Source organism: Paenisporosarcina sp. P5_A11 (assembly GCF_056400705.1).
Genome location: NZ_JBFUKT010000075.1, coordinates 1 through 14,347, shown reverse-complemented (window position 1 = coordinate 14,347; position 14,347 = coordinate 1). Strand labels below are relative to the sequence as shown.

Here is a 14,347-nt window from a genome sequence, read left to right as displayed (position 1 = left end):
GGTCCAAATCATGTCCTTCATTTTGCATAAGTTCATGATATTTGTCCTGAAGAATCGACATATCAATTTTCGTTTCAATGAAATGTTTTCGGTTAATTTGCCACACATCTTTTTTCGCTCTTCCGTCATACTTGTTCACCAGTGGAACAGCAACAACGTGAAGATGCGGTGTTTTTTCGTCCATATGTATAATGGCGTGAAGAATATTTTTTTCATCAATCCCTATTTCATCCTTCACGAAATTTAATGACTGATGCGCCCATTTTTTGATTTCGTCCTTGCTTTTCCCTTCGAAAAATTCTTTATCTGAGGTAAAGAGAAATTCACAGGCTACATCATTCTTGCTTGAATTAATTTTTGCTTCAAAAGATTTTACTCGATCTTTGCGTTCGGTTTTCATTTTTTCATCGTGTTCCTGTTTCATTGGCTGAACCATTTTAAAGAAATCTTTTACATACGATTTTGAGTTGGATGAAATTAGATGAATATTTTCACCTGAAAGAGTTAAATCAATATCATCATTTGTCGCAGAAATCCGTTCTTCATTATGCTTACCAATGCCCCTAAGATCATTTGTTGTTTTAATTCCTTGAACCCGAAAAATTGCACTACTCATTTCCCAAACACCTCACTTTAATAACATTAATAATGCGGGAGAAAGAGAACGTTTGTCAAAGAATTTAATGACAATAAGAGAACACACTCTTTAATTGACAGCATAGCCATCAATTGTGTGCTCTCCGAGGGTAAGGTCAAAATCATGGGTCACGTCCTGCATCGGACAGTGTTCCCCACAAATTCAAAAGCAAAAAATCCGTCAGGCTGCGGACGTTCTTTTCCCAGAGATCAAGAACAGAAGTTACCCCTTTTCGAAAAGGAGTAACTACCATAACCCCCCCTCGCCGGGTGGCAGGTTCTCACATGGGGTGAGAACCAAAAACAGGGTGAAGAATCACCTCACGTATCCACTCCTTAAATTCCTTTCACTAGCGTTCCAGTCAGACATTTACCGTTGACACTTCTCGTGGTCCTTCTCTTCTGCCAAACAAAAAAGACCGTCAATTTGACGGCCTCCTACATGACTTAAGAACGACGAACGCTCATTCTGGGGCTCGATGCGTATCGCTACTTCCTGTTTTCTTGGTAACTTGCAATGAATTGGCTATCCAAAAAAGTATTGTAATAGATGAAATAATAAATATGTTAGGATTTATATCTGAAATTATAGTATATAAAGTCAAAAACCCAAGAAACATAGCCGTACTACTAACATTATAACTTTTAAAAAGTTTAGCAAAAACTTTCAATAACAACACTCCACTCTAGTGATTCACCTGATGCTACAAATCTATATCAATCATTTCTTAAATAGTCGATTCCAGAAAGATGTTTTCTCTTCCTGTGGAGCCTGCAATGTCTTTTGTTCTTCAATTGCCTTATTTTCGTCTCGTTGCTGTTGAAAGTCGGTTTTTAATTGTTCAATGCTATTAAGCAGCATGCGATCTCGTTCTTTTTGAGAAGCGTCTTGGCGTTCCAATTGCTCATAAAGTGACTGGATGAGTTCACGCTGTTCTTCTATTAACTCCCTCATTCCGACCATTTCTTGGCGTATCATGGGTGTTATGTCGCTGTTATGACGTTCTTTTGCGTTATGTGCATCGGTCGATACTTCCGTTACATCGCTACCTCTTGACCATAAGTAAACGGCTTCTGCGCAGGATTTTAAGTTCATATCACCGTTTTGTTTGAACGTCACAAGTTTCTGAAACGCTATGACGTCTTTATCGCTGTACCACCGTTGTTTTTGGTCGTTGCGATCAAATTTATATCCGCATTCTTCTAGAAGTAGCGAGTACTTTCTCAATGTGGATTCTTTCACTTGGAGCAACGCTGAAATGTCTGAAGGGCTATAAGATGCCATGATTCACCTCTAATAACGCATATGCGTTTTCTTTTAATCATAGACAGTTATAAGGGTTAGGGGAAGAGGTTTGTTATTAATGCGTTATAACGCTGTGACAGTTGGATGTTAGTCACTATTTTATATGTATATGGGAGTTAATGAACATCCCATATTTACAGTATTTTCTGAGGGTTACTTCTTTTATTAATGTTCAATAACTCGTTCAACAATCTAAGTTCAGTAACCTATACGACACTAAGTATAGGTACACGATTACAATCTAGGCCATAAGAAAAAGCCGCCTTATAAAGGCAGCCGGTTGTTCTACTAAAGCACCCAATAGTAGAATAAGGAATTATTCAACTTCCTGAATTTTAGAAACTGGAATTTCCATTTTTGTTCCTAATACATCATCTGAATCCAAAGAAAAATCAGCAATTGCTTCAAATTCAAAAGTACCTGGCTTTAATTTAAGTTTTTCTATCCCTTCAAAATTTACTCTATGAGGCTCATTCCGAATCAGTGTTGTTGTTAATAATGGTTGATTCATAGCACCTAAATATTCAAAATCACCATCTTGTTGATAAACATTAAAGATAAAAATACTTCCACCATGATATATATCTTTTTGAGCTTCTTCTCCCATATAAGTAATGGTGGTATAAACATTAAGGTCTTTTTCACCATTTTCAACATTTATTGTTACTTTGAAATCATCCACCTGTTTAGATTCATTGTTGATTATCGGTTCACCACTAACATTTTCTTTATTGTTATTATTTGTTCCACAGCCAATTAGTCCGAAAACCAAAATTAATAATACAGATTGAACAATAAATAATCTTCTCATCGTCTCTACCCCCTTTATTTATTAGTCGCTAATAAATAAAAAAAAGTTCCAAAATATTAAATGTCCTTATTCAACAAACCTGCCTCGTGAGTTGAATAAGCAACTGGATGATCCGTTCGTAAAACCTCAGTAGGTTGACATAACATCCGAATGAGGAAGTAGTCGACTTCATTACTCAATAAGAAAAAAGCTGCCATGTTAAGGCAGCTTTTTCTATTTACAAAAACAGCAAATCTGCTATATAAAAAAGCACTGACAAAAACAAAACTTCGTAAAGTGATGTTAGAGAAAAAAACTTTTCATTTTTTTCTTTTTCAAAAAAATTTTTAATCAAAACAAAAAATATGGAAACACCTAAATAACTAAGAAAATCGTTCCACTCAAACCACAAGGCTTCCACCACTTTTCAAAAAATATTATTTAACATACCATGACTTATACGTTACTGACTTATTTTTTAAAGTAAAGAGTACTCTTCTTTGCCACTTTTTATTGTCTTTACTCACATATACTAAAACCTATTTGGTCCCCGCAGTCGGTACTGAAGTGTGTAAAATTTCTCCGAACAATGGCACTTTGTGTTCAACTTGCCAAGCTGCTAAACCCCTTGCATAATCGAAGCAAAAATCAAATTGCTATAATAATCACTATGTGAATTTGGAATGACAGTAATACAAGCCTTGATATATAGCCAATGCTTGTTACTCAATCTTTAAAAATAAGCATTTTCCATTTATAAATTAATTGACGAGGAGAATTGATTCTATGGATTTTGGATCACAAATAAAAAAGATAAGAACTAATGGTAAGTTAACTCAAGAACACTTAGCACAAAAATTAAATGTATCAAGACAAACTATTTCTAGTTGGGAAAACAATCGAAATTTACCTGATTTGCAAATGGTGGTCCAAATCGCTCAAACATTTAATCTTTCTCTTGATCAATTAATTTTGGGGGATAATACTATGACAACTAAATTGGTAAAAGACGGAAACGAAGTAAGAAAAGCAAGAATGAACTTGATGAGTATCATTTTGTTAACAATTGGAGCAATTTGCTTTTTAGCAAAGGCACTAATTGGACAACCAGAAGTAGATAGTAACGGCATGCTACAAGAACCATTTTTCCTAATTCCAATTGGGTATTTATTTTTATTGAGTGGAGTTATAGGTTTATTAATTGTTTTGACAAAAAAAATAACAAAAAAGTAGTTGTTTGATAAAAAATCCTTTAGGGCTACTTTAATTAATATATTGTTCGTCGAACTTTAAAACAAAATAAAAGAGAGTAGCTAGCTACTCTCTTTCTTCATGCGCTTCCATACTTCATGCGCCCTTCATGCGTAATATCAAAGTTTTTTGTCGTTGTACAACTAGGTTCATAAAAAACTACTGCCATGTAAAAGGCAGCCGGACATATTGCAAGTACCAATAGGACTCGAAATCGCATAGTGTACTGAAGACGACGTCTTTGTGAAAGGCGCAACAATGACAATGACGGTTTTAAAATACAATGCACAAGACACTCCCAGAAATCATCGGAATTATTGGGGGTGTCTTTTATTTGAATGCAATTGCAATGATTACTCAGAATGATTTTCAACACATGGAAATGAAAATTATTTGAATAGTTTTTTGCGTAGGTATCTGAAATATATACCTAACTATAGTGTATAGATAAAAGAAAAAAAGAAGCGAGTTGATATTTGTTGAAGGTTTTTTGGAAGACCAAGTGGTTTTCTTTTTTGATTAAAATAGGCATTCCATTAATATTGCTTACTGTTTTTTATTTTGAATCAAATCAAGCAATCAATAATATGGATTTTGGACTCCTAAGAATCCACTTCCAAGAGCTCGCGCTTTATAAAATCATTGTCATTATCTTTGTAGGAATTTTGGCCGTTACTCCAATGCTCCTTTATGATTTAGTTTTAACCAGAACTCTAAATATTGAAGTTCCAGTTAAAAAGAAATTACTTTACTCTTGGACAGCGAATACAATGTCTAACTTTATTGGATTTGGTGGGGTGGCGGGAATTGCGGTTCGCACCTTCTTTTATGGCCAACACGGATATGAAAAAAAGGTGATTATTAAGGGAATTGCATTTATTGCTCTATTTTACTTGTCTGGATTGTCTTTATTCGGGTGGCTTCCATTACTAGGATTAATTAAAACCCCAATCTTAGATCAAGTTAAATGGATTCACCTTGCCCTATTAGGGCTTGCGTTGTATTTCCCCTTTTTAATCATAAGCTTAAATAGAAAAAAAAATGTACCTGCAACCGACCTTATAAATGTTAAATATATCTTTATTTTATCCATCATTTCAATCGTAGAATGGGGTTTCACTTTTCTAACTATTTATACCATTACCATATTTCTTGGTATCTCTTTACCGATTACAAGTATGTTTGCAACTTTTATCGTTGCGGCATGTGCCGGTATTGTCAGTATGCTACCTGGTGGAATTGGATCGTTTGATTTAATGTACTTACTAGGAATGGAAGGTCTTGGTGTTTCAAGCGAAATGTCTTTATTAATCTTGCTTTTGTACAGAATTAGCTATTTTATTATTCCAGCTTTAATTGGATTCATTTCATTTACCCTTTATATCTGGGAAGAAATGAATCAAAAGTTAAATCGAATTCCCGAGATTATTTTGCAAAATATTAGCCATTGGATTTTAACGGCGTTTGTTTTTATAGCAGGAATTATTTTATTAGTATCTACTGCAGTGCCAAGTATTCTTGAAAGAGTTAAGCTCGTAAACCAACTTTTTGGTTTACCCATAATGAAACTCTCGCATCAATTAACGGTCGGTTTTGGTATCTCTCTTCTTATATTGACAAAAGGGATTCAATATCGAGTGAAATGGGCATATCATTTAACATTAATCACGTTAGTGGCTGCGGCTGCATTTTCATTATCAAAAGGATTTGATTATGAAGAAGCCATTTTTGTTTTAGTGGTTGCTCTTGTTTTACTCTTATCAAAGAAACATTTTTATCGACAAAATATTGTTCTTACTTGGCGTAAAATTCTTATCGATATCCTTTTAATAACTTTTATTTTCAGTCTTTTTATTTTCATCGGTTATGCAAATTTACCATCTTCACCTGTAAAGATTCCCAAGACGTTGCTACCGTTCTTCATGACAGAATCAACAGATTTAATCAAAAGTGCCATTAGGGGAGTGCTTCTTGCTTTCATATTAATGGCTCTTGGCTACTGGCTAAACAGAACTCGACATTTTCCTTTCGAGAATTCGACTGCTTATGAAAGCGAGATAAAAGAGCACCTTGGAAAGTACGAAGGTACAGTATTGTCACACTTGATTTTTATGCATGATAAATATATCTTTTGGAATCATAATAAAACGGTCATGTTTTCTTTTCAAAAGTATTCCGATAAGCTGATTGTATTAGGGGATTTAGTAGGAGAGAAAAAAGACATACCACGAGCGATTGAAGATTTCCATGATAGGGCTAACTTATATGGGTACACACCGGTTTATTATCAAATTACATCGAAAATGTTTCCTTATCTTCACGAAAACGGATATGACTTCTTTAAATTAGGGGAAGAAGCCTTTGTGGAGCTCCCCGCGTTTAATCTTTCTGGTAAAAAAATGAAAAATTTGCGCGCAAATAAAAATAGATTTGAAAGAGAAGGGTACAATATTCGCGTGATAAAGCCTCCTCATTCAAAAGAATTTATTGCTAGTTTAAAGCCATTGTCAGATGAATGGCTCAATGGTCGGAAAGAAAAAGGATTTTCTTTAGGCTGGTTCAATCCAGATTATTTAAAATCAGTTCCAATCGCCTTAGTCGTTGATGCAGAAGGAAAAAGCGTAGCATTTTGTAATTTAATGCCGGCTTACGATGGTGGGAAAATGATTTCAGTTGATTTAATGAGATATGGTTCTAGTGCTCCAAATGCAACCATGGATTACCTGTTTATTAAACTTTTTGAATGGTGTAAAGAAGAAGAAATTCAGAGATTCAACCTCGGAATGGCACCTTTGGCAAACGTCGGTCTTTCCAAGTATTCCTTTTTAACGGAAAAAATTGCTTACCAAATTTTCTTATACGGGCAAGCAGTTTATCATTTTAAAGGCTTAAAAAGGTTTAAAGAAAAATACGCAGACCAGTGGGAACCAAAATATTTGGCCATTCGAAAAAAAACATCCTTGCCAATTACGATGACTCAAGTTTCTTTACTCATTGCCAAGTCAGGGCCTGATCGTGAAAAAGACAATTTGAAGTTATTTCCTTCAAAAATAAATAAGCTCCATGATTAGTTAGAATCTATTTAGGAAGTTACCAGCTACGAACCAACCCATAAACATGTAACGTAAAAGACAGGTGGCCAAGATTGGCTACCTGTCTTTTGTATTTGGTTTAATATCATTCATACATTTTTGAATCATATAGTATGTCCGCCATAGTCTTCCATGAAGGGTTGAATTGGAATTGATTGATTATTTCCGAAGCAGTGCCAGTCCATATCACTAATCCAAGCCTCCATAGCTTCTAACTAATTGCTCCATTTTCTCTAATTTTCTGGTTAATTGATCAATTTGATTTTGCATTCTTATCAATTGTTTATTTTGATTTTCTTGATCTTTCTCTTCTTGTACTTCTTCTTCCAGGGCCCGAACTGCTGCAATCGTTCCTAAAGCATCGCCGAATGTATTTATTGCTGAAGCAATTACATTAAGCTCATTAGCAGTTAGCGAATTCGAACCTTTTTGACCATTGCCCATATTACTTTCATTCAATGTCTGAGCCTCCTGATTTTAAATCGATGAAACTAATGAACACCCTATTGTTTTTTAAAGCAGGTTTAACTGATCAATTTATTTGTTCTTTATGTACGCCCGTGTTATCTATAATAATAGAAAATCGTTATCTCATTCCACGCTCCATTTTCTCTAATTTTCTGGTTAATTGATCAATTTGATTTTGCATTCTATCTTCCATTTGTCTTAATTGATCCGTTTGGTCTGGCAAGGTTTTATTATTTGCATTTTCTAATATATCAAGAGCAATCCCTGCAGCTAATGTCTGTATTCCATCCCCTAACGTTGAGAGTGCAGTTCCAAATAATGCTAGTTTAGCTGCAAAAATTTCTGGTGTTTCAGTACTTTGATTGTTTTGGTTATCTTTATTCATAATCACTCCCCCTTTGTCTACATTGTGATTTCAACTCAAACTATGCAAATTATGCAGAAATCAGACTTATTGTAGAGTGGAACCAAAAGACGCGGCAGGAGTTGATAAAGAATATAACTCAAGTCATTTGGCTTTTTATTTTAGATAATTCATTTGTTAAATAAACGGATCCTAAAGCAACGCCGAATGTAACTATTGCTGAAGCAATTACATCAAGCTCAATAGCAGTTAGCGAATTCGAACCTTTTTGACCAAATCCCATATTATTTTTATTCAATGTCTTAGCCTCCTGATTATAAATCGATGAAACTAATTTTTTGTATCATCTTATTTGATGCAACAGATTACTTTATGGTGAAAAAACAAATGTAATAAAAGCGTGTAATAATAAATAACTCCAAATAAAAAGTCCTCTTAATTCGTGGGCCAACGTGTTTATAGTAAGCAGTAAGTTGAACATGGGTCTTTTTTAAAGAAAATGAATACAATAAAGGAGAATGTTAAGGAGAAGAGGGGATTTTCCTGAATGACCAAATGGAAAATATAGAAGATGACTATCCTGCTAATGCTAATTTACGACACATTGGACAGGTATTAGTTACGTTAGGAGATACTATTACAACTTTCGGTTTAACTTTAGAACAGGAACAGGCTAAGCTAGAACAACAAGAACAACAAGTGGAGAATAACCAAGAAGAACAACAAATGGACAATATGTTGAAAATACGTCGAGAAACAAAGCGACTACGAATACAAATGAAGTATATACAAGACCAGATTAATCGACTGATAAATGGCTGAAAATAGATTGTTATTCAATGTTTGAAAAAAGCAGAATAAAGAAAAAGGGAAAAGCGATAGATTCGCTTTTCCCTTTTTCTTTCCCATGTTTAATTAGCCTGCCCTGTTAGTTAAACATGAAAAGGATTCTCTACATGAGATTGATCCGCAAAACATCAATTCGATCGCTGAACCGGATTGTATCACGTATACATCCTAGGTTGACATAACACCACAATTGGGAAGTATCCATAAAAAAAGACTGCCATTTACATGGCAGCCGGTTCTTTAACTACAGCACCCGTTAGTTGAAGAACATCAATTTTATTACTACGCAAATTCAGATATCCATAGATAGATAATCCCTAAAACAATACCTAAACCTAATAAGAAAAGGAAAACCCTTCTTAAAAAAGGAGGAAAAATTTTATAAATAATCATAATGAGAAAATCAGCAATATCAGTTGGCACTCCTGAAGCAAAACCATTAACTTCTTTCTTTTTACCAAAAATAGCTAACCACATCACAAACAAACCAACTAAAAATAATACGATTGAAAATAGAACTAAACCCATCTTTTCACCTTCATTCCTGCTATCCGTAAAACCTCGATTTTACTTACTCTACTGGATTGTATCACGTACACATCCTAGGTTGACATAACACCCGGATTGGGAAGTAACAGGGGCTTTAAGTCAATAAAAAAAGCTGCCTTAAAAGGCAGCTGGTTATTCAACTAAAGCACTCGTTAGTTTAAGTAGAATCCTTCCCAATCACTTAACGAATACAGTAATCAATAAACTAATTGCAAAGAAGATATATGCTATCTGAATGGTTGTATACATTGTAAATTCAAAGGCTGAAAGTTTCCTTTGTTTTTTGGTTTTTACCAAATGCCGAAGATAGAAAGAAGAACTAATAATAAGTATTACTATGGAAATTGTACGTAGGGCTTCTGCGTAAATTATCAAGGCTTATCAACTCCTTATTTTTTCATTAACCTGCCCCGTTAGTAGAACAAGAAACTGGATGTTCACTCTGCAAATCATCGATTCGACCAAAATTTTTAGGCTTTTTGTTTTTTTGTTTTACTCAATGAATAGAAGGCTATCGCTGCTATAAATAAACCTGTATTTAACCATAAAACTATTCCATTCCACTCCCCATTTAAAAGGGTAATATTAGTAAGCGTAATGAGATGCATTACAACAATTAGAATTAATAGGCCAGTTGATATTTTCAAAATTCCACTCCCTTTTGTCAGTTTAAAATTCCAGCAATTCTCATCTCAAAACTAACACACTAATAAATCTAAAAATACCTTTATTGGATATTTTTACAACTTGAATCATCGAATTAACCTGCTGTTCATTGAACAAGAAACTGGCAGATCCGTCCGCCAACCATCGATTCAATCGCTGAACTGGCATGCATCGCGCATACATAATAGGTTGACATAACACATCGACTAGGAAGTTACCCCACACCCGCCAACCCCTACGGACTCTCACTTCTTCCTCTTTTCACGGATCTATCTTTTATTCACGAAATATACATCGTTGATTTGACGGGCTTTTGGTTGATTCGCTTTTCCCCTCTACTGAATAAATATCCAAACTGTCTGGGGCTTTAGGCAAATAAAAAAAGACCGTCTCTGACGATCTCCTGTTCTTCAACTAAAGCACCCGTTAGTTGAAGAAGAGACAATTATTTCTCAGTTAATGGTTTCCAATTTATATCCCTTGCTTCTTCAATAGTTGGTTTTCTTACATTCTTAATAAATCTTTCTTCAATTGCTCCGAAACTCAAAAAATTCTTTTGACTATCCCTTAATGAGAGTTCGTTTGCACCACCCCAATAGTCAACATCTTTTGCTTGAACATAATCATCATGCCAAAAACAAACCTTACATACGATGTCCGTCCCAGGAGGTTTCTCTTCTAAAGTCTTATAACCACAACAAGGGCAGGGATAATTTTTCATTTATCATCAACTCACTTCACCAATACTTCTTACTACTTAGAATTTCTTATTATAACCTAAAATTTCTGTATCATCGGGATTCCCTTATTCAACTAACTGCCCCGTTAGTTGAATAAGGTCTTCCAAGTATGGCCGATGATATCACAGCCCCTGCAGGTCCAATGCATCGCATTATTTACGACTGGAAGTCGCCCAAAAACACCCTATTTTTTCAGGGTGTGTAAATGGGCACTCTCTCTGATCTGGATGTTTCTAATCAAACAAAAAAGTCCTCTTATTTCGTGGAGGACTTTTCTTCTTTCAGATTTTCATATGCTCGAATTAAACTTTGCAAATCCGAACGCTTTACTGTAATCATCATTTGGTTGTTACTCATTTCAGCCAAATCTTCTTTCAATGATTCAAGATATTTCATTTTCTTCACTCCAACTTTTTCATTTTCGTTTACCGAATTCACTCTTTCATTTTCAGTTCAATTTCTTCAGCCGAGTGCCCCAGTTTTTCGAGCAATGCACGTTTCTTTTCCTGATATTCTTCAGTCACTACGGTTGCAACTGTCTCTTCTTTCGATTTATTCCTTTCGTAAAACCAATCCGGAATAACTTCTTGTCCCGTTGATCGGCTCGCTCTTTGTAATTCATTAAAACTAACTTTATCGCCTGACAAATGTAGCTGTAATGCTATTTCGAGCTTTGATTTAATAAAACCTAATGGTTTATTGACCGTTGGTTCATTATTAACGTATTTCACAAGCAAGCCCAGTTCATACTCAGCCTGTTCTTGCCACACCGTAAGTGCAGTTGTGTAAATATCAGCAAAGTAAGCTTTATCAAATTTATAGCCCTTTGCTAAGTCATTCAGTCGTTCAGCCACTTCATTTGTGGAAGGGGTTTGTAGTTCTTTCTTTGGCTTTTCAGGTAATCGAATTTCTTTTTCTTTGAAATGCTGAATGGAAAATTCGATTTTATCCACTTTACGTCCTTTTTTAATTTCCTTGAAAGTAATATGTAAGTCTGTTTTTTCGTTAATTTCGTTAATAGCAAAAGATAACACCCTATTCTTGAAATTCCCGTAAAGGCTGTATGTTTTCGTTGTTGCCCCTAATTTTTCACGCAAACTTTCGACTGGACATTCCCAACGTCCAAGATGTTGCCATTTCTTCATCAATTCGTACAAGCGAATGGAATAGGTGCTTTTCAGAGACAAAATATTACTTAACCGATAAGATGTAAAAGCATTTTTCAATTGCAAGAGGTACGGCAAAAGTTTTGGTGAAAAAGACAAAGCAATAACGCCTTCCCCTTTGATATAGTCAGCACTTGAAATCCAATTAGCCAGTATCCAACCTCCGTCGTCTTTAGGAATCTCAACACTCTTAGACATAAGTTCTTTCGCGATTTCTTTTATTTCGGTGTAATGTTCTCGACCAGAAAGCCCTAACAACTCATGAAATTCACGAATCGAAATGCGATAATCCATAAAGTCTTTGTCGGTCGGTTGAATCATACTTACCATAGTCAGTACGATTTTTTGTTCTCTTGCCGTTAATGGCTTCAAATGACGGGCTTCAATCAGATTATTAGATTGCGTAACCATATAATTTCCTTGCAAAGAACATCTCCCCATTCTTTTATTACTAGACTTATGTATTTGTAATACTAATTTCAATATAAACCACTCAAACACATTGTGTAAAGTTATTTATTACATAGTTGTAACACAGTGTAATAGTTCGAATCGAAAGTGTAATAGTTCGAATCGAAAGTGTAATAGTTAAGGAATCGAAAGTGTAATAGTTCGAATCGAAAGTGTAATAGTTCGAATCGAAAATGTAATAGTTAAACCTCTAAAATACAGTGACACCAACGGTTAAAGGGGTGTCTAAAACAGTTAAAACAAAGATCTTAAACAAAAGATTTAAAAACAACAACAAACAGAGAAGGATTGGTGGTGGTGGAAATAAAAATGATTTGAAATCTTTTCTTAAAAACAAAAAAAGCCCATTTCAGGACTTTCTGCAAAACTATCATCTTCCTATCATTCCATATAGCCCTAAAAATGATTTAAAAACCCCTACAAGCGTTTTTAATAGTTTTCATGAGAGTTTCATAGGAACAATCTTTTAAAACCCCTTAAAACCCCTTGGATGGATTATTAAGGATTTAAAACCAAGTCGTATTTTGACGTTGTCATTTAACCATAAAAAATAACCCATCCTTGAGTTGAAGCCTAAGGTGGGTTATTTTACCATATGTTTAAGCTGACACAGGTAAAGGGAACCTGCTATTGCAAGACTGATTGGTGCGACAACACCATTCAGTCTTTTTATTATACAACTTTACTTGATCCCATTATACCTTGACATGTGCGCACGAAAGAATGGCGTGTTAAACCACATCTTAATCTTCGTCGTTTTCATACCACCATTTCCTATCATTTGGATTAGTAGCATCCAAAATCATTGCTCCTTCAGCATCAATTTCGATTTGTCGTGCTTTAAATCCAGTCCTTTTATTGACTTCTGCTAACTTCATCATCGATTCTTCCAATTTCGTTTGATTACTCACTGATCATTTCTCCTATCCACCTATTTCAAAATCATCCAGTTCTTTTGTTTTAACAGGCTTCTCTATTTCTTTTTGTGGTTCCACTTCTTGTTGATCTTCTAGTTCATTTTCTTTTTTTCCTTGGAATTCTTGGTCTTCTTTATCGATCGTGTTATTTTTTGCGGCTGTTGCTTTCTGTTGGTCCATGAAAAACTCCAGATATTTTTTCGCACCTTTTCTTTCATCCGAAGGAATCGAATTATCAATGAATTTTTCATTCACTGTTTCATCTCCAAATTCAAGTCGAATAACTAACATACGGACTTTCCCAACAAAATGCTGCATTTCTTCACGGGCTATATTCAAATGCACAAAAGAATACTCTTTAATTTTTAAAATCGTTTTTTGCAGATATTTATTCACTTTTTCAAGATTCACTATCCGGCGTTTCAGTTTTTCATTTTCAGCTTTTTCTTGTTGAACCTCTGATTTTAATTCTTTTATTTCACTTGTTAATCGCTTGTTTTTATCTTCAGATATCTCGTATTTGTTCATCCATCTTCTCGCTTGATCTTCCGTCTTGACCGCTAACTCTAGATGCCTGATCGACTCAAGTTCCAAAGCTTCTGTCGCTTTTGCTTTTGTTTTCAGTTCATCAAAGTCCTCAACAGGGATTTTAACGTGTTTGCGGTCCAATATAGAGGGCGGAATGACTTTTATATCATCAACACTCTTTGCAGCGACAACAGCTCTTGTAAGTCCGTCTACGTCATGTTGAAGCAATTGACTCTCTTTTCTACGAGAGTCAATTTTAAATTCCTCTACGGTTAAATGACGAAGTTTTGACCCCTTCACACCACGGTCCAAATCATGTCCTTCATTTTGCATAAGTTCATGATATTTGTCCTGAAGAATCGACATATCAATTTTCGTTTCAATGAAATGTTTTCGGTTAATTTGCCACACATCTTTTTTCGCTCTTCCGTCATACTTGTTCACCAGTGGAACAGCAACAACGTGAAGATGCGGTGTTTTTTCGTCCATATGTATAATGGCGTGAAGAATATTTTTTTCATCAATCCCTATTTCATCCTTCACGAAATTTAATG

16 protein-coding genes are annotated in these 14,347 nt (G+C 34.9%); 4 read left to right on the top strand and 12 right to left on the bottom strand.

What is annotated here, in order from left to right:
• From mobV to AC1DOS_RS11585, 3 genes are all read right to left on the bottom strand, one after another.
• Window positions 1–616 (bottom strand): MobV family relaxase (gene mobV, locus AC1DOS_RS11595; protein ID WP_477537632.1); only part of this gene is annotated, 616 nt, incomplete at its 3' end.
• Window positions 617–1,357: 741 nt separating this feature from the next.
• On the bottom strand, window positions 1,358–1,921 hold the full coding sequence (locus AC1DOS_RS11590; protein WP_477537631.1) for a hypothetical protein: 564 nt from the start codon (window positions 1,919–1,921) through the stop codon (window positions 1,358–1,360).
• A 337-nt stretch (window positions 1,922–2,258) separates the two neighbouring features.
• On the bottom strand, window positions 2,259–2,753 hold the full coding sequence (locus AC1DOS_RS11585) for a hypothetical protein (protein ID WP_477537630.1): 495 nt from the start codon (window positions 2,751–2,753) through the stop codon (window positions 2,259–2,261).
• A gap of 765 nt (window positions 2,754–3,518) precedes the next feature.
• Between AC1DOS_RS11585 and AC1DOS_RS11580 the strand changes: the two genes are divergently transcribed.
• Both AC1DOS_RS11580 and mprF read left to right on the top strand, forming a co-directional pair.
• Window positions 3,519–3,965 (top strand): DUF3955 domain-containing protein, encoded by a 447-nt coding sequence (locus AC1DOS_RS11580; RefSeq protein WP_477537629.1) that lies wholly within the window; start codon window positions 3,519–3,521, stop codon window positions 3,963–3,965.
• A gap of 533 nt (window positions 3,966–4,498) precedes the next feature.
• Entirely contained in the window at window positions 4,499–7,054 is a 2,556-nt protein-coding gene (mprF, locus tag AC1DOS_RS11575; RefSeq protein ID WP_477537628.1) for a bifunctional lysylphosphatidylglycerol flippase/synthetase MprF, read from the top strand.
• A gap of 210 nt (window positions 7,055–7,264) precedes the next feature.
• On the opposite strand, the gene AC1DOS_RS11570 is transcribed toward mprF, so the two are convergent.
• The 3 genes from AC1DOS_RS11570 to AC1DOS_RS11560 all read right to left on the bottom strand — a co-directional run bounded on the left by AC1DOS_RS11570 (window position 7,265) and on the right by AC1DOS_RS11560 (window position 8,205).
• Complete coding sequence (locus AC1DOS_RS11570; RefSeq protein ID WP_477537627.1) at window positions 7,265–7,534, bottom strand: DUF6774 domain-containing protein; 270 nt, start codon at window positions 7,532–7,534, stop codon at window positions 7,265–7,267.
• A gap of 127 nt (window positions 7,535–7,661) precedes the next feature.
• Entirely contained in the window at window positions 7,662–7,928 is a 267-nt protein-coding gene (locus tag AC1DOS_RS11565) for a translation initiation factor 2 (protein ID WP_477537626.1), read from the bottom strand.
• Window positions 7,929–8,046: 118 nt separating this feature from the next.
• Window positions 8,047–8,205 (bottom strand): hypothetical protein, encoded by a 159-nt coding sequence (locus AC1DOS_RS11560; RefSeq protein ID WP_477537625.1) that lies wholly within the window; start codon window positions 8,203–8,205, stop codon window positions 8,047–8,049.
• 257 nt (window positions 8,206–8,462) lie between these two features.
• Here AC1DOS_RS11560 and AC1DOS_RS11555 point away from each other — a divergent pair, with 257 nt between their 5' ends.
• Complete coding sequence (locus AC1DOS_RS11555) at window positions 8,463–8,729, top strand: hypothetical protein (RefSeq protein ID WP_477537624.1); 267 nt, start codon at window positions 8,463–8,465, stop codon at window positions 8,727–8,729.
• Between the two features lie 309 nt (window positions 8,730–9,038).
• On the opposite strand, the gene AC1DOS_RS11550 is transcribed toward AC1DOS_RS11555, so the two are convergent.
• From AC1DOS_RS11550 to AC1DOS_RS11535, 4 genes are all read right to left on the bottom strand, one after another.
• The gene (locus AC1DOS_RS11550) at window positions 9,039–9,284 is read right to left on the bottom strand and encodes a hypothetical protein (protein WP_477537623.1); all 246 of its coding nucleotides are present in this window, start codon (window positions 9,282–9,284) and stop codon (window positions 9,039–9,041) included.
• Between the two features lie 1,132 nt (window positions 9,285–10,416).
• Entirely contained in the window at window positions 10,417–10,692 is a 276-nt protein-coding gene (locus tag AC1DOS_RS11545; RefSeq protein WP_477537622.1) for a CPCC family cysteine-rich protein, read from the bottom strand.
• Window positions 10,693–10,966: 274 nt separating this feature from the next.
• Window positions 10,967–11,107 (bottom strand): hypothetical protein, encoded by a 141-nt coding sequence (locus AC1DOS_RS11540; RefSeq protein WP_477537621.1) that lies wholly within the window; start codon window positions 11,105–11,107, stop codon window positions 10,967–10,969.
• A gap of 38 nt (window positions 11,108–11,145) precedes the next feature.
• Window positions 11,146–12,303, bottom strand: a complete 1,158-nt coding sequence (locus tag AC1DOS_RS11535; RefSeq protein ID WP_477537620.1) for a replication initiation protein — start codon at window positions 12,301–12,303, stop codon at window positions 11,146–11,148.
• A gap of 266 nt (window positions 12,304–12,569) precedes the next feature.
• Between AC1DOS_RS11535 and AC1DOS_RS11530 the strand changes: the two genes are divergently transcribed.
• Window positions 12,570–12,818, top strand: coding sequence for a hypothetical protein (locus AC1DOS_RS11530; RefSeq protein ID WP_477537619.1), 249 nt, complete (start codon window positions 12,570–12,572; stop codon window positions 12,816–12,818).
• A gap of 273 nt (window positions 12,819–13,091) precedes the next feature.
• Here AC1DOS_RS11530 and AC1DOS_RS11525 read toward each other — a convergent pair whose 3' ends face one another.
• Together AC1DOS_RS11525 and AC1DOS_RS11520 are read right to left on the bottom strand one after the other, a co-directional pair.
• The gene (locus AC1DOS_RS11525) at window positions 13,092–13,259 is read right to left on the bottom strand and encodes a hypothetical protein (RefSeq protein WP_477537618.1); all 168 of its coding nucleotides are present in this window, start codon (window positions 13,257–13,259) and stop codon (window positions 13,092–13,094) included.
• Window positions 13,260–13,271: 12 nt separating this feature from the next.
• A partial coding sequence (locus AC1DOS_RS11520) for a plasmid recombination protein (protein ID WP_477537617.1) occupies window positions 13,272–14,347 on the bottom strand: 1,076 nt, incomplete at its 5' end.